This is a genomic window from Bradyrhizobium aeschynomenes (assembly GCF_013178945.1).
Lineage (GTDB): Bacteria > Pseudomonadota > Alphaproteobacteria > Rhizobiales > Xanthobacteraceae > Bradyrhizobium > Bradyrhizobium aeschynomenes.
Genome location: NZ_JABFDM010000004.1, coordinates 477,084 through 500,150, shown reverse-complemented (window position 1 = coordinate 500,150; position 23,067 = coordinate 477,084). Strand labels below are relative to the sequence as shown.

The window sequence follows — 23,067 nt, the reverse complement described above, 5'->3', positions numbered from 1 at the left end:
ACCGATCACATCACGGCCGTGACGGCGAACGAGCACGTGATGTTCGCGTTGGCCCTTGTTATGTTGTGACGCAACAACCTCGATCATGCTCGTGCTCAACGTCCGTCATCTCACCAAGTCCTATCGATCCGGCGGCGAGCCGATCAACGTCCTGCGTGGCGTGGATCTCACTGTCGCCTCCGGCGAGCGTGTCGCGCTGACCGGTGAATCCGGCTCGGGCAAGAGCACGCTGCTGCATCTCATCGCCGGGCTCGATGCGGCTGACGGCGGCGAGATCGTGCTCGAGGGAGCATCGGTCGGCGCGCTCGACGATGCCGGCCGCGCGGCAATCCGGCGCGAGCGGCTCGGCCTGGTGTTTCAGCAGTTCAACCTGGTGCCGAGCCTGTCGGTGGCCGACAATCTCAGCTTTCAGGCGCGGCTGGCCGGACGGCATGACCCGGCATGGCACACCGAGCTGGTCGCGCGACTGGGACTGACGACATTGCTCAAGCGCTATCCGGAGCAGCTGTCGGGCGGCCAGCAGCAACGCGTCGCGATCGGCCGCGCATTGGCCATCAAGCCGGCCCTGCTGCTCGCGGACGAACCGACCGGCAATCTCGACGAGGACACCGCCGACGAGGTGATGGCGTTGACGCGCGACCTCGTCACGCGCACCGGCTGCGGCTTCCTGATGGTGACGCACAGCGCGCGGCTCGCGGCGATGCTCGACCGCCACGTCCATCTGCATGCCGGGCGCGTCGCATGACGCGCGCGCTGTGGATTCTCGCCGTGCTGCTCAGTCACTGGCGGCGGCATCCGATGCAGTTCGCGACCTTGCTGATCGGACTGATCTCGGCCACCGCATTGTGGAGCGGCGTGCAGGCGCTGAACCAGCAGGCGCGCAGCTCCTATGATCGCGCCGCCGCGATCTTCGGCGGCGCGCGCACGCCGATGCTGGTCGCGACCGACGGCAAGATGCTGCCGCAAGGCGTGTTCGCCGAATTGCGCCGTGCCGGCTGGCCGGTGTCGCCGGTGATCGAAGGCCGCGTGCAGATCGACGGCCGCTCGATCCGGCTGCTCGGCATCGAGCCGTTCAGCATCCCCCGCGAGGTCGGCGACGCGCCGACCGTCGGACGCAGCGAGCTCGAGGCGTTTCTGACCCCGCCGCATCGGACGTTGATTTCGCCGGAGACGCTGACCGATCTCGGACTGAAAGACGGCGCGGCGCCGCGGCTGAGCAACGACGCCCTGCTGCCGCCACTGATGGCGCAGCAGCAGCTCGCACCCGGCATCCTCGTGGTCGACATCGGCGACGCGCAGAGGCTGCTCGGCAGGTCCGGCCAGATCTCGCGCCTGCTGGTCGGCAAGACATCAGCCAAGCTGCCGCCGTTGCAGAACTTCGGCGGCGGCCGGCTGCAACTGGTGCAGCCCGAAGCCGAGACCGACCTGGAGCGGCTGACCGACAGCTTCCATCTCAACCTCACCGCGTTTGGCCTGCTGTCCTTCGTCGTCGGCCTGTTCATCGTCAACTCCGCGATCGGGCTGGCCTTCGAGCAGCGCCTGCCGGTGCTGCGCACCCTGCGCGCCTGCGGCGTGTCGGCGCGCCAGCTCAATGCCGTGCTGATCGGCGAGCTCATTGCCTTCGCATTGGTGGCAGGCCTCGTCGGGCTGGTGTGCGGCTATTTCATCGCAGCCGCGCTGCTGCCGAACGTGGCCGCGTCACTGCGCGGCCTGTATGGCGCGCAGGTGCCGGGCGAATTGAGCCTGCAGCTGGAATGGTGGCTCGCCGGCCTCGCCATCAGCATCGCCGGCGCCCTCGCCGCGGCGACGACGAGCCTGATCAAGTCGATGCGGCTGCCGATCCTCGCCACGGCGCAGCCCTACGCCTGGCAGGAGGCGCAGCGGCGCTGGCTGCGGCTGCAGAGCGCCGTCGCGTTTGCCTTCTTCGTTGCGGCGGGGCTGCTGCTTTGGCTCGGGCAATCGCTGCTCGCCGGTTTCGGCGTACTGGCAGCCATGATGCTCGGCGCTGCGCTGCTGCTGCCGGCCATCCTGGAGCTGGTGCTGCGGCTCGGCGAGCGCGGCGCGCGCGCGGCGCTGGCGCAATGGTTCTGGGCGGACAGCCGGCAGCAGATCTCGGGCTTGTCGCTGGCGCTCATGGCGCTGCTGCTGGCGCTCGCCGTCAATGTCGGCGTCGCGACCATGGTGGAGACCTTCAACCGCACCTTCCTGGTCTGGCTCGACGGACGCCTCGCCGCCGACATCTACATCAGCGCGGCCGATGAGGCGCAGACACGCGACATCCAGGCCTGGCTGCGGACGCGGCCCGACGCGCAGGCGGTGCTGCCCGGCGGCCGCGCCGAGGCGCAGCTGGCCGGCGCGCCGATCGACGTGCTCGGCCTTCCCGATCACGAGACCTATCGCGATCACTGGCCCCTGCTGCAGGCAGGCGGCGCCGCGTGGAAGCAGCTGGTGCGCGGCGATGCCGGCTTCGTCAGCGAGCAGCTGGCGCGGCGGCTCGATCTCGCGGTCGGCGATAGCCTGGATATTCCCGCGCCCACCGGCGACTGGCGCATCACCGTCGCCGGCATCTATGCCGACTACGGCAATCCGAAGGGACAGGTCACCGTCAACGTTGCGGCGCTGACGCGCCGCTTCCCGGCCACGCCCATCACCCGGATGGCGGTGCGCGCGGCGCCCGCCGACGTGGCGGGGCTGATCGCGGCGCTCAGCGACAAGTTCGGGCTCGACGGCCGCAACGTCGTCGACCAGGCGACGGTGAAGCAGGAGTCGAAGCAGATCTTCAACCGCACCTTCGCGGTGACCGGGGCGCTCAACACCTTCACGCTCGGTGTCGCCGCGATCGCGCTGCTGACGAGCCTGCTGACGCTGGCCAATTCACGGCTGCCGCAGCTCGCGCCACTCTGGGCGATCGGGCTGACGCGGCGGCGGCTGGCGCAAGTGGAGCTGTTGAAGACGCTGTCGCTGGCCGGGCTCACCGCGCTGCTGGCGCTGCCGCTCGGGCTCGTCGTGGCGTGGTGTCTGATCGCGATCGTCAACGTGAAGGCGTTCGGCTGGCGGCTGCCGTTCGACGTGTTTCCGCTGCAGCTGATCCGGTTGCTCGCCGTCACGCTCGTCGCGGCGCTGATCGCCTCGCTGCTGCCGGTGCTGCGGCTGGCGCGGATGCAGCCGGCACAATTGGTGAGGACCTTCACCATTGAGCGCTAGAACGACCATCACGCGCCGCGGCCTGATCGGCGGCCTTGGCCTGCTGGCGCTGCCGCGGCTTGCCTATGCGCAGGGCTTTGCGGGCCTCAGCGACAGCGCCGACGGCTTTGCGCCGGTGACCCCGGGCCGAGCGTTTTCCTTCCCGGCCGATCACGGGCTGCATGACGATTTCCGCATCGAATGGTGGTACGTGACCGCCAATCTCAGCGACGGCGGCGGCAAGGCTTACGGCCTGCAATGGACCCTGTTCCGCTCGGCGGCGCGGCCGGGGCCGCAGGGCGAGGGCTTCGACAATCAGCAGCTATGGATGGCGCATGCGGCGGTCACCCGCGCCGGCAGCCATCGCTCGACGGAAAAATTTGCGCGCGGCGGCGTCGGGCAGGCCGGCGTCGAGGCCAAGCCGTTCCAGGCCTGGATTGACGACTGGCAGTTGCGCGGCACTGACAAGACCGATGATCAGTCGCTGGCACCGCTTGAGATGACCGCGAGCGCGGCCGACTTTTCCTATGCGCTGCATCTGGAGGCGGACCGTCCGGTGGTGCTGCAGGGCATCGGCGGCTACAGCCGCAAATCGGAGCGCGGCCAAGCGTCCTACTACTACAGCCAGCCGTTCTACCGCGTCCGCGGCCGCATCAGCTTCGACGACAAGCCGGTCGAGGTCACAGGCCAGGCCTGGCTCGACCGCGAATGGAGCAGCCAGCCGCTGGCCTCAGACCAGAGCGGCTGGGACTGGTTCGCGCTGCATTTCTCCGGCGGCGAGAAGCTGATGCTGTACCGGATGCGGCAGGGCCAGGGCGACTACACGTCCGGCACCTGGATCACGGCGGATGGCGTCTCGCGCCCGCTCGGCCCCGAGGGCGTCATGATGATGCCCAAGGAGACGGTGGCGGTCGGCGAGCGCAAGCTGCCGGTCGGCTGGCGGGTCGAGATCGCCTCGCTCGGCATCGCTATCGACACGGCGCCGCTCAATCCGAACGCCTGGATGGGCACTCGCGTGCCCTATTGGGAAGGGCCGATCAGCTTCAAGGGCAGCCACACGGGGGTAGGCTATCTCGAGCTGACGGGATATTGAGAAGCCGTCATCAGGGGGAATTGCGCATGTATCACTTCACCGCACTCGTCAGCGTGCTCGCGCTCACGCTCTATTTCTACATGGGCGTCCGCGTCGCGCAGGCGCGCGCGAGGTTCGGCGTCAAGGCGCCGGCCGTCACCGGCAACCTCGATTTCGAGCGCACCTATCGGGTGCAGGCGAACACGCTGGAATGGCTGCCGATCTTCCTGCCGGCGATGTGGCTGTTCGCGGTCTATGTCAGCGACGGCATCGCGGCGCTGATCGGCCTGGTCTGGATCGCCGGCCGCGCGATGTACATGGTGTCCTACGCCAAGGCCGCGGAGAAGCGCGGCCCCGGCTTCGGCGTGCAGGCGCTGGCGGCGTCCGTTCTGCTGGCCGGCGCGCTGATCGCGATCCTGTGGCGGATGCTGCACGGCTGATGGCCCCGCCCTTCGCGGTCGTCCCGGGCTTTCGCCGGGACGACACCGCTATCGTGGCTGTCACTTCGTCAGCGGACAGCCGCTGTCCTTGGCGGAGAAGAAGGCCTTGTCGCCCGGCACCGTGGCGAGCTGCTTGTAGTAGTCCCACGGCTTCTTCGATTCCGACGGCTTCTTGACCTCGAACAGATACATGTCGTGAACCATGCGGCCGTTGGCGAGCACCTTGCCCTGGGCGAAGGCGTCGTCGACCGGCAGCTCCTTCAGCTTCGCCGCGACGGCATCGGAGTCCTTGGTCCCGGCAGCCTTGACCGCCTTCAGATAGGACAGCGTCGCCGAATAGGTGCCGGCGTGGATCATGCTGGGCATGCGCCCCGTGCGCTTCATGAAGCGCTCGCTGAAGGCGCGGGTCTTGTCGTCGTGATCCCAGTAGAATCCCTCGGTCAGCACCAGCCCCTGGGCCGCCTCGAGCCCGAGGCCGTGCACCTCCGACAGGGTCATGAGAAGACCGGCGAGCTTCTGCCCGCCCTTGACGATGCCGAACTCCGCCGCCTGCTTGATCGAGTTGGTGGTGTCGAGACCGGCATTGGCGAGCCCGATGATCTTGGCCTTCGAGCTCTGCGCCTGCAGCAGGAAGGAGGAGAAGTCCGACGAGTTGAGCGGAATGCGCACCGAGCCCAGCACCTTGCCGCCCTTGGATGTCACGATGTCGCTGGTGTCCTTTTCCAGCGCGTAGCCGAAGGCGTAGTCGGCGGTCATGAAGAACCAGGTGTCGCCGCCGGATTCCACCAGCGCGCCGCCGGTGCCGACCGCCAGCGCGCGGGTGTCGTAGGCCCAGTGGAACCCGTAGGGCGTGCAGGCATCGCCGGTGATGCGCGAGGTCGCCGCACCGACGACGATGTCGATCTTCTTCTTTTCCTTCGACAGCTCCTGGATCGCGAGCGCGACCGACGAGGTCGTCAGCTCCGTGATCATGTCGACGCCCTCGGTGTCGTACCAGCGCCGCGCGATCGTGGAGGCGAGGTCCGGTTTGTTCTGGTGGTCGGCCGTGACCAGCTCGACCTTCTGGCCGAGCACCTCACCGCCGAAATCCTCTACCGCCATCTTGGCGGCCTCGACCGAATATTTGCCGCCATAGTCCGCATAGACGCCGGACTGGTCGTTGAGGATGCCGATCTTGACCTGTGCCGACGCCGGCGCCGCCGTGAGCAGCGCACCAGCAGCAGCAAAAGCCAGCAAGCCCGATTTCATGTGGTCTCTCCCAGAGTTTCTTCGTTGTGACGCGTCATTCGGTTGGAATGCCGGGGTCATGTTATGCCAGAACCCCGGCCGCGCCCATCCCTTCCCGCCTCGGCCAATGGGCTGAGAGCCGTGTTGAGAGCACCGGGTTCCTCCGCTACATTCGCGGTCAAGCAACAAAGAGCCGTCCCGCGGGGATGGCGTGCATGGCAGGAAGCAGCCTGAGGGCGTGACGCGGCAGCACCCGCGGCGCGTCGTCGTGTCGAGGCGCCATCGTCGGCGCCGCTCCGCCATCGCGTGCCCTGCAGCCGGCGCTCGAGTGGGAGGACACATGTACACCGGCAAGCACGCAAGGCTGCGCCCACTACAGCCCGCCTTCATCATGGCCTCGACCGGCGAGGCCGTGACCTATCGCGAGCTGGAGGCGCGCTCGAACCGGCTGGCGCATCTGTTCCGCCGGCACGGCCTGAAGCGGCTCGACCACTATTCGATCTTCATGGAGAACAACAGCCGCTATCTCGAGACGTGCGGCGCCGGCGAGCGCTCCGGGCTCTATTTCACCTGCGTGAACTCCTATCTCACGCCGGGCGAGCTCGCCTACATCCTCAACAACAGCCAGTCGCGGCTCCTGATCACCTCGCTCGCCAAGCTCGACGTCGCGCGCGAGGCGCTGAAGCAAGCGCCCGGCATCGAGCTGTGCATCGTCGCCGATGGGCATGGCAGCGAGCTTGGCGAGAGCGCGCGCATCGTCGGACTGCAGGAGGCCACCGCCGGACTGCCGGCGACGCCGATCGCTGATGAGAGCGTCGGCACCGCGATGCTGTACTCCTCCGGCACCACGGGCCGGCCGAAGGGCATCCTGCGGCCACTGCCCGAGCAGCCGCCGGTGCAGCAACTGCCTATCTTCGACTTCCTCGAGAAGCTGTGGCGCTATCGCGAGGGCATGATCTATCTGTCGCCGGCGCCGCTCTATCACTCCGCGCCGCAGGCCGCCGTCAACCTCACCATCCGGACGGGCGGCACGGCCATCATCATGGAGACGTTCGATCCCGAGCGCTATCTCCAGCTCGTCGAGCAATGGGGCATCACTCACACCCAGCTGGTGCCGACGATGTTCTCGCGCATGCTGAAGCTGCCGGACGACGTTCGCTCCCGCTACGACCTCTCCTCGCTGGAGGTCGCGATCCATGCGGCCGCGCCCTGTCCGGCGCAGGTCAAGGAGGACATGATCCGCTGGTGGGGCCCGATCATCCACGAGTATTACGGCGCCACCGAAGGGCTCGGCTTCACCGCCTGCGACAGCGAGCAATGGCTCGCGCATCGCGGCACCGTCGGCAAGGTGCTGTTCGGCGACCTGCACATCCTCGATGAGAACATGCAGCCCTGTCCAACCGGCACCGCCGGCACGGTGTGGTTCAAGACCGGTTCGCCATTCGAGTACTTCAACGATCCCGAGCGCACCAGGGAGGCGCGCTCCGCCGACGGCAGCATGAGCACCGTGGGCGACGTCGGCTATGTCGATGCCGACGGCTATCTCTACCTCACCGACCGCGCCACCTTCATGATCATCTCCGGCGGCGTGAACATCTATCCGCAGGAATGCGAGAACCTGCTGATCACCCATCCCAAGGTTGCCGATGCCGCCGTGTTCGGCGTGCCCAATCCGGATCTCGGCGAGGAGGTGAAGGCGGTGATCCAGCCGATGTCGGGCATCATGCCGGGCCCTGAGCTGGAGGAGGAGCTGATCGCGTTCTGCCGCCAGTCGCTGTCGCGGCAGAAGGTGCCGCGCTCGATCGACTTCGAGAAGGAGCTGCCGCGGCTGCCGACCGGGAAGCTCTACAAGCGCCTGCTGCGCGACCGCTACTGGGGCAACAAGACGTCGCGGATCGTGTAGGCGCCGGGCGCAGGCGCAAAGCGTTGATCCTGGTCAATCCCGGGGCGAGCGGCAGAGCTATCCTTCGTCGATTGCGACCGCAGCGATTTCGCGAGACCACGCCATGCGCGCTCATCAAATCATGACACGATCGGTGATCACCGTGACGCCCGGAACCCCTGTGGCCGAGGCGGCGCGGATCATGCTGCGCAACCACATCGGCGGACTGCCGGTGGTCGACGCCTCCGGTCGGCTCGTCGGCATGGTCACCGACGGCGATTTCCTGCGCCGGGCCGAGCTCGGCACCGAGCGCAGGCAAGGCCGCTGGCTCGACCTCCTGGTCGGCCGCGGCCGCATCGCTGCCGACTTCGTCCATTCCCACGGCCGCACCGTCGGCGACATCATGAGCCGGCCACCGGTCACCGTCGGCGCCGATGCCAGCCTGACGGAAATCGCCGGGATCATGGAGAAGCACAACATCAAGCGTCTGCCGGTCGTGAGCGGCGATCACTTGGCCGGCATGGTGACGCACACGGATTTCGTTCAGACGATCGCCGATCTGTCGGCCGCCGTGCCCGGCCCCACCCCCGACGATGACGGGCTGCGCAGCGCCATCCTCGATTCGCTCGATCAGGCCGCCTGCAAGCATTGCCGCTTCAACGTCGTCGTCCGCAACGGTATCGCGCACCTGACCGGCGCGGTGCGCAATGAGAAGGAGCGGGCTACGGCGATCGTGGCCGCCAAGAGTGTGCAGGGCGTCAGGGACGTCCGCGACCACATGTGGGTCTACCCGCCGCCAGAGGAGGAGTTCGGCGGCGGCGACATCGTCTCGCTGCAGGACCAGCCGTCGACCGAGGACGACCAGCCGCTGTGAGGAGTGCAGCCTTTGCGCCGCGCGATCGCATTCACGATGTTGCTGCCGATCCTGATCGCCGCGCCGGCGGCGGCGGAGGATCTCGCCCACGGGCGCCAGCTCGCTGAGCGCTGGTGCGCCGCCTGCCACATAGTGGCCGCCGAGCCGAGCAAGTTCCGCCGCGCCCGTCCGTTCGCCGCCATTGCCGCCAGGGAGAGCGTGACGAGGGACATGCTGGTCCAGTTCCTCCAGCTTCCCCACGCGACGATGGCGAACAACCCGCTCAGCGCAACCGATGCGGCCGACATTGCTTTCTATATCCTCAGCCTGAGGAAGTAGGTGCGCGGAGCACCGGGCGTCGGATCAGGCCGGGACCTCACCGCCAATTCAGCCGGATCCGTTGGAACAAAACTGTCAGGTTCGCGTTATGTGTACTCGCCGCCGTAGGCTGGAGCACGTCGGGTGGCCACGCATGGTCCGCCGACGGCAGGGCCCCCTGTCCTCGTTGCCGGGAAAACCAACAACAAGCAGCGATCGAGATAGCCCTTGCATTCGTACACAAACAAGTTGGTAATCGGGTGCGCGGCGTCTTCTCTGCCGACCTGTTAGCAAGGAGCCTGCGACGTGCACGGAATGCCCGGCGCCTCCCCCGCCCCACGCCCGGCCGATGACGACACGGCCTATCTGGCCGCGATCGTCGCGTCCGCGGCCGACGCGATCCTGAGCACGACCCCCGACGGCGTGATCCGCAGCTGGAATGCAGCCTGCGAACGGATGCTGGGTTTTACCGCAGCCGAAATGATCGGCCGGCCGATCTACGACATCATTCCGCCGGAATTGGCGGAGGATGCCCGCGCCATTCGCGCCCGGATCGGCACGGGGGACTCGCTCGAAAGCTTCGAAACGGTCCGGCTGACCAAGCAGGGCCGGCCGATCGAGGTTTCCATCACGTTCTCGCCGATTCGCGATGCACGGGATGCGATCATCGGAATCTCGGCCATCATCCGCGACGTCACCGTCACCAAGCAGGCCGAGCGTGGCGCCGCAATGCTCGCCGCCATCGTCGCCTCCTCGTCCGACGGCGTCGTCAGCAAGACGCTGGACGGCACGATCACCAGCTGGAACAAGAGCGCCCAGCGCATCTTCGGCTTTTCTGAAGACGAGATGATCGGCCGGTCGATCCGCACCATCATTCCGCCGGAGCGTCAGGTCGAGGAGGACCGGATCCTCGCGACCGTGGTCTCCGGCGAGATCATCGACAATTTCGAGACCGTTCGCCTGCGCAAGGATGGCGCGCTGATCGACGTGTCGGTGACGGTCTCGCCGGTCCGCGATTCCACCGGCCGCATCATCGGCGCCTCCAAGATCGTGCGTGACATCACCGACAAGCGCCAGACGAGGGAGCAGTTGCGCACCCTGCTGGCCGAGGTGAACCACCGCAGCAAGAACCTGCTGTCGCTGGTGCAGGCGATCGCGCGGCAAATGACCAGGCATGGCCGGCCGCTCGACCTCAGCCGCTTCCTGGAGCGCCTGCAGGCGATCGCGAGCAATCAGGATCTGCTGATCCAGAACGACTGGCGCTTCATTCCGCTCGATGGCCTCGTCCGCTCGCAGCTCGGCGCGTTCAGCGACCTGATCGGCAACCGCATCGCGGTCGATGGTCCACAGATCGAGCTGACGCCCGAGGCGGCGCAATCCATCGGCATGGCGGTGCACGAGCTCGCCACCAACGCTGCCAAATATGGCGCGCTGTCGAACGACGACGGGCGGATCACCGTCCGCTGGACACGCATCGACGACAGCTTCGACATGACCTGGAGCGAACACGGCGGACCGGAGGTCTCGCCCCCCGAGCACATCGGATTCGGCAGCCGTGTCATCGCCGACATGGTCCGCTCCGGCCTGGATGGAACGGTCGAGGTCCAGTTTCTGCCCACCGGACTTTGCTGGCACCTGAGGTGCCCCCTGAAACGCCTCAGCCGCGATCGTGCCTATGCGCGCCGCTGAACAGACCCATGTCCTGATCGTCGAGGACGATCCCCTGATCGGATTCGATCTCGCGGTCGAGCTGGAAGCCGCAGGCTTCGTCGTCATCGGCGTGGCGCCGACGGTCGACAAGGCGCTCTATCTGTTGGAACGGCACCATTGCGACCTGGCCGTGCTCGACGTCAATCTCGGCCAGGAGACATCGGCGCCGATCGCCCGCGCCCTCATCGCCGCCGACGTGCCCTTCGTCGCCGTCACCGGCTATTCCGTCGATCAATGCCCGGAAGAATTCGCCGCCGCTCCGCTGCTGTCGAAGCCGTTCCAGACCTCGCGGCTGGTGGCGGCGTTGAAGCGGCAATTGCCGCGGTGAGACAGGCGATGCCGTGAGCGGAGCTGAGAGGGTCGGGACGAGGTGCAGGCCGAAGGATGTGGCGCTCACAGGCGTCGCGAAGGGCCAGATCAATTTTGCTGCAGATCCCGCTGCAACTCTCAGCTCGCAATCGCCCCCGCGATTTCCACCACGATCCGTCCGGTCGTGACCTGGTCGCCCTCGGCGACCTCGATCGCGGCTACCGTCCCGGCAATCCCGGCCGTATGAACGTGCTCCATCTTCATCGCTTCGAGCGTCAGCACCGGCTGTCCCGCCGCGACCTCATCGCCCGGCTTGACCAGCACCGCGACCACGCGACCGTTCAACGCCGCGCGTACCTTGCCGTCGCCTCCGGCCGCCGCCGTGGACTGCGGCCGGGCCAGCGTCAGGTCATGGATTTGCAGCGTCTGGCCGCGATGCTGCACGAACAGCCGATCGCCGTCGCGAGCGAAGCGCGCGCTCTCCAGGATGCCGGCCAGACGAACGCGAGCGGTGTCCGCCGCGAGCGAAACGACCTCGCAGCGATGCTCCGCGCCGTCCTGCGTCACACGAAAGGTTCCGTCGCGCTCGCGCAGGAGCTCGCACTCCCGGACCTCGCCGCCGATCTCGAAACGGAGCGGCGTTGCAAAGGCGGCCGCCAGCGAGCGGCCGCTGCGGACCGGGTGAGCGAGCGGATGGCTTACGGAAAGCAGCAAAGCAGCGAGCGCCACGGTCGACGATTCGACGTCCGGCGCGCGCAGCTCGTCGCGATGCGCGGCGATGAAGGCGGTGGTCGCCTTCCCGGCAGCGAAGGCCGGATGGCGCAGACAGCACGTGAGGAAAGACCGGTTGGTCGTCACACCCAACGCGATTGCCTGCTCCAGTCCCGCGATCAGCCTTGCGCGGGACTCTTCGCGGGTCCTGCCATGGCTGATGAGCTTGGCGATCATCGAATCGTAGTCCGGAGGAATCTCTGCGCCGGATTCCAGCGCATGCTCAACGCGGAGCGCTTCCGGCATCTGCCACAGCGCCATTCGTCCCGATTGCGGCATGAAATCGTGGTCGGCATCCTCGGAGCACAGTCGGACTTCGATGGCATGCCCGACGAAGCCGATCTCCTCCTGGCGCAGCGGCAGCGGCTCGCCGGCAGCTACGCGCAATTGCCACTCGACGAGGTCGAGACCGGTGAGCGCCTCGGTGACGGGATGCTCGACCTGCAGCCTGGTGTTCATCTCCATGAAGTAGAACTGGCCGTCGCCGTCGAGCAGGAACTCCAGGGTGCCGGCGCCCTCGTAGTTGAGTGCCTTCACCGCCTGCACCGCCACGGCGCCCATGCGCGCGCGCAGCTCTGGTGTCACCGCCGGGGACGGCGCCTCCTCGATCAGCTTCTGATGCCGCCGCTGCACCGAGCAGTCGCGCTCGCCGAGATGGACGGCATTGCCATGGCCATCGCCGAACACCTGGATCTCGATGTGACGCGGGTTGGCGATCGCCTTCTCCAGGATCACTGTGCCGTCACCGAATGCCGCAGCGGCCTCCGAACGCGCACTGCGCAGCATGTCCGGGAACGCAGCCGCATCCGTCACCAGCCGCATGCCGCGGCCGCCGCCACCGGCCACCGCCTTGATCATGACCGGAAAGCCGATGCGCCGCGCCTCGCGCAACATCGCCTCGTCACCCTGATCCTCGCCTTGATAGCCGGGTACGCAGGGCACGCCGGCGCAACTCATGATCACCTTGGCGCCGGCCTTGTTGCCCATCGCCTTGATCGCCTCGGGCGACGGACCGATGAAGACCAGCCCGGCCTCCTTGCAGGCCTGCGCGAAGTCTTCGTTCTCGGCGAGGAAGCCGTAGCCGGGATGCACGGCGTCAGCACCGGTCGCCTTGGCGGCCGCGATGATCGCCGCGATGTTGAGATAGGACTGTGCAGGCGGCGGCGCACCAAGGCGGACCGCCTGATCGGCAAGCCGCACATGCGGAGCGTCAGCATCGGCGTCGGAATAGACCGCCACCACGCCGTAGCCCAGCCGGCGCGCGGTGCGCATGACGCGCAACGCGATCTCACCGCGGTTGGCGATCAGCACCTTGTGGAACGGCCTGCGCTGCATCCTCGTCATCTCTCCGCTCATGGCCTGGCCACCGAGAACTGCATCCGTTGCGGTTCACGCGCCTCCGCCTCGCGGCAGATCGCCAGCACCTCAGTGAGCACGGCGCGGGTGTCGCGCGGATCGATCACGCCGTCGTCGAGCACGCGCGCCGAGGTCGCGAACACATCCATCTGGCTGTCGAACACCCCAATGATCTGCGCCTTCATGGCATCGAGCTTGTCGCGCTCGACCGGCTTGCCGCGGCGTGCGGCGGCCGCTTCCGTCACGATCGCCATCGTCTCCGCCGCCTGCTCGCCGCCCATGACCGCCGTCTTGGCATTGGGCCAGGAGAAGCAGAAACGCGGATGGAAGCCGCGGCCGCACATGCCGTAATTGCCGGCGCCGAACGAGGCGCCGCAATAGATCGTGATCTGCGGTACCGTCGCCGAGGTCACCGCCTGGATCATCTTGGAGCCGTGCTTGATCATGCCGGCCTCCTCATAGGCGCGGCCGACCATGTAGCCGGTGGTGTTGTTGAGATAGAGGATCGGCGTGCGGCTCTGGCAGCAGGCCTGGATGAAATGCGTCGCCTTGTTGGCGCCGGCCGGATCGAGCGGGCCGTTGTTGGTGACGATGCCGATCGCCTGCCCCTCGATGCGGGCGTGGCCGCACACAGTGGCGGGCCCGTAGTTCGGTGACATCTCGACGAAGTCGCTGTCGTCGACGATACGCGCAATGATCTGGCGCATGTCGACGGGACGCTTGTGGTCGAGCGGCATGATGCCGAGCAGCTCGTCCTGGTCGTAGCGCGGCGGCTTGGCCTGTAACGCGTCATGCGACGGCCGGTCCCAATTCAGCTTGCCCATGATCTCACGCGCGATGCGCAGCGCATCGCGATCGTCCTCGGCGAGGTAGTCGCCAAGTCCGGAGATCGCGGTGTGCATCTCGGCGCCGCCAAGTTCCTCCTCGGTCGCGATCTCGCCGGTCGCGGCCTTGAGCAGCGGCGGTCCGGCCAGGAACGCGCGGGTCCGGCCGCGCACCATGACGATGTAGTCGGACAGGCCGGTCTGATACGCGCCGCCCGCGGTCGACGAGCCGTGCGTCACGGTGACCACCGGAAGCCCCGCCGCCGACAGCCGCGCCAGGTTGCGGAAGATGTTGCCGCCGCGAACGAAATCCTCGACGCGATATCGCAGGAGATTGGCACCGGCGCTCTCGACCAGCTGTACGTAAGGCAGCCTGTTCTCCAACGCCAGTTCCTGCACGCGCAGGGTCTTGTCCAGGCCATAGGGCTGCAGCGCGCCGGCATCGATGCCGGAATCATTGGCCGAGACCATGCAGCGCACGTCGGAGACGAAGCCGATGCCGGCAATCACGCCGCCGCCGGGCACGCTCTTGGCCGCATCGGGCGTGTCGAACATGTAGCCTGCAAGGGTCGACAGCTCCAGGAACGGCGCGCCGGGATCGAGCACCAGCGCCACGCGCTCGCGCGGCAGCAGCTGGCCGCGCTGATGGAAGCGATCCTTGGCGGCCGCCGAGGCATTGCGCGTCCGCGACTCGAGATCGCGCATCCGCGCGATCAGTCCAAGCATGCCGTCACGGTTGGCCTGGAAGGCGGCGCCGGTGGAAGAGATGGTGTTTTCGATGGTAGCCATGAGCAACGATCTCGTTATTGCTCGTCATTCCGGGGCGCGTGAAGCGCGGGCCCGGAATCCATAACCACGATCGGGCGTATGGATTCCGGCCTGGCCCTTCGGGCCATCCCGGAATGACGATGGAGTTTGTGGCAGGCCTCACGCGCTCTTCGCCGCAAAATGCTCGCCATAGGCCTGGCGCAGCTCGACCTTGCGCAGCTTGCCGGTGGCGGTCATCGGCATCTCCTCGAGCACGCGCACCAGCTTCGGCACCTGGAAGCCGCCGAGCGATTTCCGACAATGCTCCAGCAGCTCGCTCTCGCTCGCCTGCGCGCCAGGCTTGAGCTTGACGAAGGCCGAGACCGCCTCGCCCCATTGCGGGTGCGGCAGGCCGACGACGGCGACGTTCTGCACCGCCGGATGCGCCAGCAGGGTCTCCTCGATCTTGACCGAGGCGACGTTCTCGCCGCCGGACTTGATCATATCCTTCTTGCGGTCGAGGAACAGCACCTCGCCGTTGTCGATGACCGCGAGGTCTCCGGTATGGTGCCAGCCGAATTTCCGGGCGTCCTCGGTCGATTTCGGGTCCTTGTAGTAGCCCATCATCACGTTGGGTCCGCGATGCACCAGCTCGCCGATCTCGCCTGGTGGCAGCAGATTGCCGGAATCGTCCATGATCGCGGTCTCGTTGACGAACAGCGACTCGCCCCAGTAATTGCCGAACCGGTTGAGCTGGACCTCAGGGCGCGACATCGTCGTCGCCGGATACATCTCGGTCTGGCCGCTGGTCAGCACGAAGTTCGGACACAACTCGTTGATGGCGCGCTCCAGCAGCGGCCGGCTCATCGGCGCCATCGTGTACAGGCACGTGCGCAGATGCGAGAGATCGAACTCATTGCGGCGGGGGTGGTCGAGGATCGCCTGGTACATCAAGGGCAGACCGACGAACACGGTGAGGCGGTCGCGCACGATTGCTTCCATGCAGGCGACCGGATCAAAGCCGCGCATCAGCGCCATGCGGCCACCGACCGAGAGATAACTCAAGAGCAGCACATGGCCGGCGCAATGGAACAGCGGGAACTGCCCGGTGATGCCGTCGTCGCGCGACAGCTGCATCTCTATGCAGTTGCTCATGACGGCCATGACGACCGCGAGATGGCAATGCATCGCGCCCTTGGGCCGCGACGTGGTGCCGGAAGTGTAGATGATCATCGCGAGATCGCGATCGTTGATTTCGATGTCCGGCTCGACGTCCGACTGGCCCTGGATGAGGTCGTTGAAGCTGGCAAGCCCGGCGTCCCTGGCCGTGCCGGTGAGGTCGACCGCGACCAGCTCGACGCCGCGTTTCTCCAGCGCGGCACGGCGCTCCGGCTGGGCGTGCAGATTGTCGTCGATAACAGCGAAGCGCACCTCGGCGTGACCGAGGATGTAGTCCATGTCAGCCGGCCCGAGCATGGTGTTGATCGGCACCCAGACCAGACCAGCGCGATGGATGCCGAACAGTGCTTTGACGAACTCGACCGAGTTGTTGCAGACCGTCGAGATCGTCTCGCCCGGCTTCAAGCCCTTGGCGACCAGCCAGTTCGCGAAGCGGTTGGCATCGCGCTCCAGCTCGGTGAAGGTGACCTGGCGGCCGCCGTCGGTGATCGCGACACGATCCGGAAAGCGTTGCGCTGCGCGCTTCAGGAGATCGCCGATGGCCACGCGGCCGATCCGGCCAGGGCCCGACACGCCGCCAGTGGCGTCGAGATTGGTCATATCCATCCTCTTGTTCGTCATTCCGGGGCGCGACGCAGTCGCGAACCCGGAATCCAGACATTGCGAAGCGAGATTCCGGGTTCGCGCTGACGCGCGCCCCGGAATAACGACAGCTGAATTCAGTTCACCGTGCCGAACATCTGCCGCGCCTCGGCGGGGCTCGCGATCTCGCGGCCCGCGCGCCGGGCGCAGGCGGCGATGGCCTCGATCAGCTGGCCGTTCGAGGTCACCTTGGTGCCGTCGCCGAGATAGAACGTATCCTCGAGACCCGTGCGCAGATGACCGCCGAGCTCGGCGCAGCGCTGGTGCAGCGGCCAGATCTCTGCGCGGCCGATCGCGGTCACCTGCCAATGCGCCTCGGGCAGCTTCAGCTTGAGCAGGATCGGCAGCAGCTCCGGATCGGCCGGCATGCCAGACGCCACGCCCATCACGAAATTGTATTCGAGCGGACCTGAATACATCCCGGTCTGCCGGTACATGCCGACGCAGCGCACGATGCCGACGTCGAAGCACTCGAACTCCGGGATTGTGTTCACGTCCTTCATGACGGCGAGATAATCCCCGATCTTCTCGACCGAGTTGTCGAACATCATCGGCGGCCAGGCCCAGCTGTTGTCGGCCTTGACCTTCAGGTAGTTCAGCGAGCCGGCATTGCAGGCCGCGATTTCCGGCCGCGTCTCCCGGATGCAATCCAGCGCACCTTGATAGTTCGGACCCGAGACGCCCGAAGTGTGATTGATCACGACGCCGGGGCAGGCCTCGCGGATGGCCTGCTGGATCTCGCGTGAGACGTTCACGTCCCAGGATGGCAGGTGCCCCTTGCCCGGCGCCTGCTGGCGCAGATGGATGTGCATGATGGCAGCGCCGGCGTCGTAGGCGCGGCGCGCCTCGCGCGCCATCTCCTCCGGCGTGACCGGCACGTGGTGCTGCCTGGGATCGGTGAGCACGCCGTTCAGCGCGCAGGTGATGACGGCTTTGTCGCTCATGGCACTCGTTCGGTAGGGCTCGCGCAGGCGCGCGCTGTGCAGATCTGCGTCACTATGATGACGTCACGGCACAATCTGCTTGCGTTGACTCGCTGGTCGAACCGGCGCACTCCCCTTATTGCTTTGCGTCAAGCCCGAGATCGGCGATCGACGCTAAGCGGTTCCTGTCCGCCCTCCTCACCGAGCGTGCAATGCCAATCGACACACAACCGGCGCCGATCATTCCAGACGGGCTGAACGCAGCAGAAGCGGCCCGGCGTCTCCAGGCGGAGGGATTCAACGAACTGCCACAGACCGGCACACGGTCGATCCTGCGCCTGATCGCCGACGTGCTGAAGGAACCGATGCTGCTTTTGCTGCTGACCGGCGCGGGCATCTATCTCGCGCTCGGCGACACGGCCGAGGCGGTTCTGCTCGGGGTTTTCGCTTCCGCCTCGGTGCTCATCACCATCGTGCAGGAGGCGCGCACCGAGCGCGTGCTGGAATCGCTGCGCGATCTGTCCAGCCCGCGCGCGCTGGTGATCCGCGACGGCGAGCGCGTCCGCATCGCCGGTCGCGAGGTGGTGCGCGGCGACCTGATCGTGCTGGCCGAGGGCGACCGCGTCGCCGCCGACGCAATGCTGCGGCAATGCGACGATCTGCTGACGGATGAATCCTTGCTGACGGGAGAATCCGTGCCCGTGCGCAAGCGGCCGGCCGCAGGCGAAGCCATGGACGCGACGGCCGTGGCCGGCGGCGACGACCTGCCCTTCGTGTTCTCCGGCAGCCTCGTGGTGCGCGGCGGCGGCATCGCCGAGGTGACGGCGACGGGGCCGCGCACCGCCATCGGCAGGATCGGCCAGTCGGTGAGCGCGCTGGAGACGGAGACGCCCCGCCTCCGGCAGCAGACGCGGCGTCTCGTCATGGCGTTCGCGATCGGCGGCGCCGTCGTGGTGGCGATCACGGTCGTGCTCTACGCGCTGTATCGCGGCGGCTGGCTGGAAGGGTTGCTGGCCGGCATTGCGCTGGGCATGTCGATGCTGCCCGAGGAATTCCCGGTCGTGCTGACGGTGTTCCTGGCAATGGGCGCCTGGCGCATCTCGCAGGCGCGCGTGCTGACGCGGCGGGCTGCGGCGATCGAATCGCTCGGCGCCGCCACCGTGCTGTGCACCGACAAGACCGGCACCCTGACGCAGAACCGCATGATGGTGGCGCGGCTGGTGCGTCCCGATGGCGCGATGCTGCGGCCTGCGACGGCCTCGTCCGATGCCGTGACGGCTGAGTTCCGCGACCTCGTCGCGGCCGCGGTGCTGGCCTGCGACCCGCAGTCGCACGACCCGATGGAAAAGGCGCTGCAAGCCCTCGACACGGACGCGACCGGAGACGCCGCCTTGCAGCGACGCTACGGGCTGCGGCCAGATCTGCTCGCGATGACCAATGTCTGGTCGCGCAACGGCGTCCTCATGGCCGCAGCCAAGGGCGCGCCGGAAGCGATTGCAACGCTGTGTGGCCTCGGCGGCACCGAGCTGATCGAGCTACAGGCGGGTATCGAAACGCTCGCCGCCGAGGGGCTGCGCGTGCTCGGCGTCGCCAGGGCGCGCTGGGGCGGCGGCGCGCTTCCTGAGACGCAGCAGGACTTGGCCTTCACCTTCTGCGGTCTCGTCGGCTTCGCCGATCCGCTGAGGGCGGAGGTGCCGAGCGCCGTTGCCGAATGCCGCTCCGCCGGCATCCGCATCATCATGATCACCGGCGATTATCCGGCGACCGCGGCGGCGATCGCGCGGCAGGCCGGGCTCGATCCCGAACGCATCATCACCGGCCCCGAACTTGCGGAGCTCGACGACGACGCCCTGGCGCAGGCCGCGCGCACGCCGACTGCGTTCGCGCGCATCATGCCGGAGCAGAAACTGCGCATCGTCTCCGCGCTCAAGGCCGACGGCGAGATCGTCGCCATGACCGGCGACGGCGTCAATGACGCGCCGTCCTTGAAGGCCGCGCATATCGGCATCGCGATGGGCGGCCGCGGTACCGACGTCGCGCGCGAGGCCGCCGCGATCGTGCTGCTCGACGATGATTTCGGCTCGATCGTCAAGGCGGTCCGGCTGGGTCGGCGCATCTACGACAACCTGCGCAAGGCGATGAGCTTCATCCTCGCCGTGCATTTCCCGATCGCCGGCCTCGCTTTGCTGCCGCTCGTCACCGGCCTGCCGCTGCTGCTGGGCCCGGTGCACATCGCATTCCTGGAGATGATCATCGATCCCGTCTGCTCGCTGGTGTTCGAGGCGGAGACCGAGGAAGACGACGTCATGCGGCGGCCGCCGCGCGATCCGCAGGAGCCGCTGCTGCCGCGACCGCTGGTGTTGTGGGGCGCGTTGCAGGGCTTCCTCGCGATCCTCACCACCGGCGGCGTGCTGCTGCTGGCGCATCGCAACGGCATGCCCGACGACGAGCTGCGCGCGCTGGTGTTCTTCACCCTGGTCTCGGTGATCGTCAGCCTGATCTTCGTCAACCGCTCGTTCTCGAGCTCGCTGCGCGACGCCCTGTTGCGGCCGAACCGCGTGCTGCTGCTGGTGATCGCGATCGTGATCGCGGTGCTCGCGACCAGCCTGACCGCGCCGCCGGTCGCCGCGCTGTTCAAGTTCGGGCCGCTGCACGCCGACGACCTCGCGCTGACCGCGGCGGCCGCGATCAGCACGCTGATCGTGCTGGAGCTGTCCAAATTCCCGCTGCGCGCCGCGCTGACACGGCGCCCAGCCGGAGGGACTCAGGTCAACGCCGCCTCGCCGGCGCGATAGATCGCCAGATCGCGCGAACCGGAAAAGATCGCGCGCGGCTTCAGGCCGTAGAAGCGGCGGATCGAGTGGCTGAAATGCGTGGAATCGGGATAGCCGATGTCCTGCGCGAGATGCGCCAGGTTGAGATCCTGGTTGGCGTAGTTCAGCAGGTGCCGCGCGCGCTTCCAGGCGCGGAACGAGCGGAAGGAGATGTCGGTCTCCTCCTTGAACAGATGCAGGAAGCGCGACGTCGACAGGCCCACCGCGGCGGCGCAGCTCTCCGCTGTCGCGGGCTCGCCGGAGAACCGGCTGATCAGGCCGATCGCCTTGACCACGCGCGGATCGAGCGTCCGCTGCGGCAGCACCTCGCCGAAGCATAGCCGGTCGAACACGGCGCTGGTGACGTCGCCGCTGAGCGGCCGCTGCTCCAGCTCCTCATAGGCGGCGCGGATGCGGCAGGCATAGGCCTCCGCCTCGCGCGCGACCTTGGCCGCGAAACGATCGAGCGTGCCGATCGGCACGCTCTCCGGCTCCATGGTGACGACGATGACGGTGCGGTAATCGCTCTCGATGGTGTGCTGCTTGTTCGGCGGCACCACCAGCAGTTCGCCGCAGCGCGCCTCGCCGCCCTCGGGCAATAGCCTGAGGCTGCCGGTCAGCGCGACATAGATATGGAACGCGCCCGAGCAGCGCTGGCGCGGCCGGCCGAGCAGCCCGGCGTAGAAGACGCGCTCGGGCGTGATCAGCATGAGATGGCCGGAATCCCGGCGTGTCACGTCCATGGTCTTCGCATCCATGGTCTTCCTCCTGAGACGCGACTCTGACGGTCGCTTCTTTGAAGGAGAACCATAGCGCAATTCGCGCCGCTGTCATCGGCGACGACTGCCGATTTTTGTCGCGGTTAACTCCACGCGCAAATGGGCATCGCCCGGGAATGACGTGCGCAACTCACGGCCTGACGCGCGGCTTGATGCCCTGCTCGACACCGGCGCGCTGCTCGGCGGCGCGGGCCCGCTGGTAGCCATCGCGCTGCTGCAGGCGCGCCCAGTACGCAGCCACATTCGGCCCGAAATCCTTGGCGAGACCGAGCGTGTCGGCCAGCCGCAGCGCATAACCGATCACGATATCCGCCGCCGTGAAGCGGCTGGCGCTCAGGAATTCGGCATTCCCAGTCGCTGCCTCGACCGCACGCAGCCGGCCCAGAAACCATTTGGCATAGTCGGTCGCGACCTGGGCTGAGCGCCGCTCCTCCGGTTCGAGCTGGGTATACCTCAATACCAGCGTCTGCGGGAACGTCAGCGTCGCGTCCGAGAAGTACATCCAGTTCAGGAACGCGCCGTAATCTTTCTCCTCGGGCCCGACCATCAGCGGCGTCGGGCCATGCTTGATGCCCAGATAGTGACAGATGCCCGAGGACTCCGTCATCTTCGTCTCGCCATCGACCATGAACGGGATGGTCCCGAGCGGATTGATCGCAAGATATTCCTTCGCCAGCACCCGCGGCGGGAACGGCAACATCTTCAATTCGTAGTCGGCTCCAAGCTCCTCCAGCATCCACAGCGGGCGGAACGAGCGGGCGCCCTCGCAATGATACAGTGTGATCATCAGGCGTTCCCCGCTTTGGTCATGCCCGGCAAGGTGCCCATCATCTTGCACAGGATCGTCAGCATCACCTCGTCGGCGCCGCCGCCGATCGAGCTCAGGCGCGAATCACGATAGGCGCGGCTGACCGGCGTCTCGTTCATGAAGCCCATGCCGCCCCAATATTGCAGGCAGGCATCGGTGAGCTCGCGCCCCAACCGGCCGGTCTTCAATTTCACCATGGTCGCGAGCCGCGTCACGTCCTCGCCGGCGATCAGCGCCTCGGCCGCCTGATAGGTCAGCGCGCGCAGCAGCTCGACCTCGGTCTGCATCTCCGCGAGCTTGAAGTGGACGACCTGGTTGTCGAGGATCGAGCGACCGAACGCCTTGCGATTTCGGGTGTACTCGATGGTCGCGTTGATGATCGCCTCATGCGCCTTCAGGCAGGCCGCGCCGGCCCACAGCCGCTCCTCCTGGAATTGCATCATCTGGTAGGTGAAGCCCATCCCCTCCTCGCCGACGCGGTTGCGCTTCGGCACCCGGACATTGTCGAAGAAGATCTGCGCGGTGTCGGACGAGCGCATACCCATCTTGTCGAGCTTGCGCGCGACCTGCACGCCCTTGCTCTTCATCGGCACGCAGATCAGCGACTTGTTGCGATGAACCGGGCCGTCGCTTGTGTTGGCGAGCAGGCAGATGAAATCCGCCTGGGTGCCGTTGGTGATCCACATCTTGCCGCCATTGATGACGTAGTCGTCGCCATCGCCGCGCGCCTGGGTCTTGATCGAGGCGACGTCGGAGCCGGCGCCGGGCTCGGAGACGCCGATGCAGGCGACATAGTCGCCGGAGATCGCCGGCGCCAAAAATTCCTTGCGCACCGTGTCCGAGCCGAAGCGCGCCAGCGCCGGCGTCGCCATGTCGGTCTGCACGCCGATCGCCATCGGAATGGCGCCGCAATTGATGGCGCCGAGCTCCTCCGCCATCATCAGCGCATAGGAATAGTCCAGGCCCTGGCCGCCGAACTCGACCGGCTTGTTGAGGCCGAGAAAGCCGAGGTCGCCGAGCTTCTTGAACAGCTCATGCGCCGGAAAGATGCCGGCCTCCTCCCACTCGTCGACATGGGGGTTGATCTCGGCGGCGATGAACTTCTGCAGGATGCGGCGCGGTTCGTCATGGTCGGCGGTGAAGAGCATCTTTCATTCCCTGTCATTCCAGAGCGGTCGCTTGAGCATCCGACCCGGACGTTCGCTGATGCTTGTTGATTGCGGCACGATCG

The 23,067-nt window shown here is 67.0% G+C and carries 18 protein-coding genes; 10 read left to right on the top strand and 8 right to left on the bottom strand.

Annotated elements, in window-relative coordinates:
- Positions 1–85 precede the first annotated feature (85 nt).
- Genes HL666_RS15165 through HL666_RS15150 form a run of 4 tightly spaced genes read left to right on the top strand, consistent with a single transcriptional unit; the run spans position 86 to position 4,695 of the window.
- On the top strand, positions 86–745 hold the full coding sequence (locus tag HL666_RS15165; RefSeq protein WP_172182212.1) for an ABC transporter ATP-binding protein: 660 nt from the start codon (positions 86–88) through the stop codon (positions 743–745).
- On the top strand, positions 742–3,204 hold the full coding sequence (locus HL666_RS15160; protein WP_172182211.1) for an FtsX-like permease family protein: 2,463 nt from the start codon (positions 742–744) through the stop codon (positions 3,202–3,204). The genes HL666_RS15165 and HL666_RS15160 overlap by 4 nt, the downstream gene beginning before the upstream one ends.
- Entirely contained in the window at positions 3,194–4,276 is a 1,083-nt protein-coding gene (locus tag HL666_RS15155; RefSeq protein WP_172182210.1) for a lipocalin-like domain-containing protein, read from the top strand. The genes HL666_RS15160 and HL666_RS15155 overlap by 11 nt, the downstream gene beginning before the upstream one ends.
- Before the next feature lie 26 nt (positions 4,277–4,302).
- Complete coding sequence (locus HL666_RS15150) at positions 4,303–4,695, top strand: MAPEG family protein (protein WP_172182208.1); 393 nt, start codon at positions 4,303–4,305, stop codon at positions 4,693–4,695.
- Positions 4,696–4,755: 60 nt separating this feature from the next.
- Here the strand turns inward: HL666_RS15150 and HL666_RS15145 are convergent, their stop codons facing one another.
- Complete coding sequence (locus HL666_RS15145; RefSeq protein ID WP_172110362.1) at positions 4,756–5,943, bottom strand: ABC transporter substrate-binding protein; 1,188 nt, start codon at positions 5,941–5,943, stop codon at positions 4,756–4,758.
- A gap of 319 nt (positions 5,944–6,262) precedes the next feature.
- On the opposite strand from HL666_RS15145, the gene HL666_RS15140 reads away from it, so the two are divergent.
- The 5 genes from HL666_RS15140 to HL666_RS15120 all read left to right on the top strand — a co-directional run bounded on the left by HL666_RS15140 (position 6,263) and on the right by HL666_RS15120 (position 11,013).
- The gene (locus tag HL666_RS15140) at positions 6,263–7,825 is read left to right on the top strand and encodes an AMP-binding protein (protein WP_172182207.1); all 1,563 of its coding nucleotides are present in this window, start codon (positions 6,263–6,265) and stop codon (positions 7,823–7,825) included.
- Between the two features lie 103 nt (positions 7,826–7,928).
- Complete coding sequence (locus tag HL666_RS15135; protein WP_172182205.1) at positions 7,929–8,678, top strand: CBS domain-containing protein; 750 nt, start codon at positions 7,929–7,931, stop codon at positions 8,676–8,678.
- Between the two features lie 12 nt (positions 8,679–8,690).
- On the top strand, positions 8,691–8,996 hold the full coding sequence (locus HL666_RS15130; protein WP_172182203.1) for a c-type cytochrome: 306 nt from the start codon (positions 8,691–8,693) through the stop codon (positions 8,994–8,996).
- 285 nt (positions 8,997–9,281) lie between these two features.
- Positions 9,282–10,664 carry a sensor histidine kinase gene (locus tag HL666_RS15125; RefSeq protein ID WP_172110366.1) on the top strand — a complete coding sequence of 461 codons (1,383 nt, stop codon included), beginning with the start codon at positions 9,282–9,284 and terminating at the stop codon, positions 10,662–10,664.
- Positions 10,651–11,013: a response regulator gene (locus HL666_RS15120; RefSeq protein WP_172110367.1), complete on the top strand. Its 363-nt coding sequence runs from the start codon at positions 10,651–10,653 to the stop codon at positions 11,011–11,013. The genes HL666_RS15125 and HL666_RS15120 overlap by 14 nt, the downstream gene beginning before the upstream one ends.
- A 119-nt stretch (positions 11,014–11,132) precedes the next feature.
- Here HL666_RS15120 and HL666_RS15115 read toward each other — a convergent pair whose 3' ends face one another.
- The 4 genes from HL666_RS15115 to HL666_RS15100 all read right to left on the bottom strand — a co-directional run bounded on the left by HL666_RS15115 (position 11,133) and on the right by HL666_RS15100 (position 17,457).
- Positions 11,133–13,100, bottom strand: coding sequence for an acetyl/propionyl/methylcrotonyl-CoA carboxylase subunit alpha (locus tag HL666_RS15115; protein ID WP_172110598.1), 1,968 nt, complete (start codon positions 13,098–13,100; stop codon positions 11,133–11,135).
- Between the two features lie 17 nt (positions 13,101–13,117).
- Positions 13,118–14,734 (bottom strand): acyl-CoA carboxylase subunit beta, encoded by a 1,617-nt coding sequence (locus tag HL666_RS15110; RefSeq protein ID WP_172182202.1) that lies wholly within the window; start codon positions 14,732–14,734, stop codon positions 13,118–13,120.
- A 138-nt stretch (positions 14,735–14,872) separates the two neighbouring features.
- On the bottom strand, positions 14,873–16,471 hold the full coding sequence (locus HL666_RS15105) for an AMP-binding protein (protein ID WP_172182200.1): 1,599 nt from the start codon (positions 16,469–16,471) through the stop codon (positions 14,873–14,875).
- A 119-nt stretch (positions 16,472–16,590) separates the two neighbouring features.
- On the bottom strand, positions 16,591–17,457 hold the full coding sequence (locus tag HL666_RS15100; RefSeq protein WP_172182199.1) for a beta-keto acid cleavage family enzyme: 867 nt from the start codon (positions 17,455–17,457) through the stop codon (positions 16,591–16,593).
- A 191-nt stretch (positions 17,458–17,648) separates the two neighbouring features.
- On the opposite strand from HL666_RS15100, the gene HL666_RS15095 reads away from it, so the two are divergent.
- Positions 17,649–20,231 (top strand): cation-translocating P-type ATPase, encoded by a 2,583-nt coding sequence (locus HL666_RS15095; RefSeq protein WP_172182198.1) that lies wholly within the window; start codon positions 17,649–17,651, stop codon positions 20,229–20,231.
- Here HL666_RS15095 and HL666_RS15090 read toward each other — a convergent pair.
- The 3 genes from HL666_RS15090 to HL666_RS15080 form a co-directional block, all read right to left on the bottom strand.
- Entirely contained in the window at positions 20,201–20,992 is a 792-nt protein-coding gene (locus HL666_RS15090) for a helix-turn-helix domain-containing protein (protein ID WP_172182314.1), read from the bottom strand. The two genes, HL666_RS15095 and HL666_RS15090, sit on opposite strands and share 31 nt — an antisense overlap.
- Positions 20,993–21,158: 166 nt before the next feature.
- Entirely contained in the window at positions 21,159–21,815 is a 657-nt protein-coding gene (locus HL666_RS15085) for a glutathione S-transferase family protein (protein WP_172110372.1), read from the bottom strand.
- Positions 21,815–22,984 carry an acyl-CoA dehydrogenase family protein gene (locus tag HL666_RS15080; RefSeq protein WP_172134291.1) on the bottom strand — a complete coding sequence of 390 codons (1,170 nt, stop codon included), beginning with the start codon at positions 22,982–22,984 and terminating at the stop codon, positions 21,815–21,817. The genes HL666_RS15085 and HL666_RS15080 overlap by 1 nt, the downstream gene beginning before the upstream one ends.
- Positions 22,985–23,067: the final 83 nt, after the last annotated feature.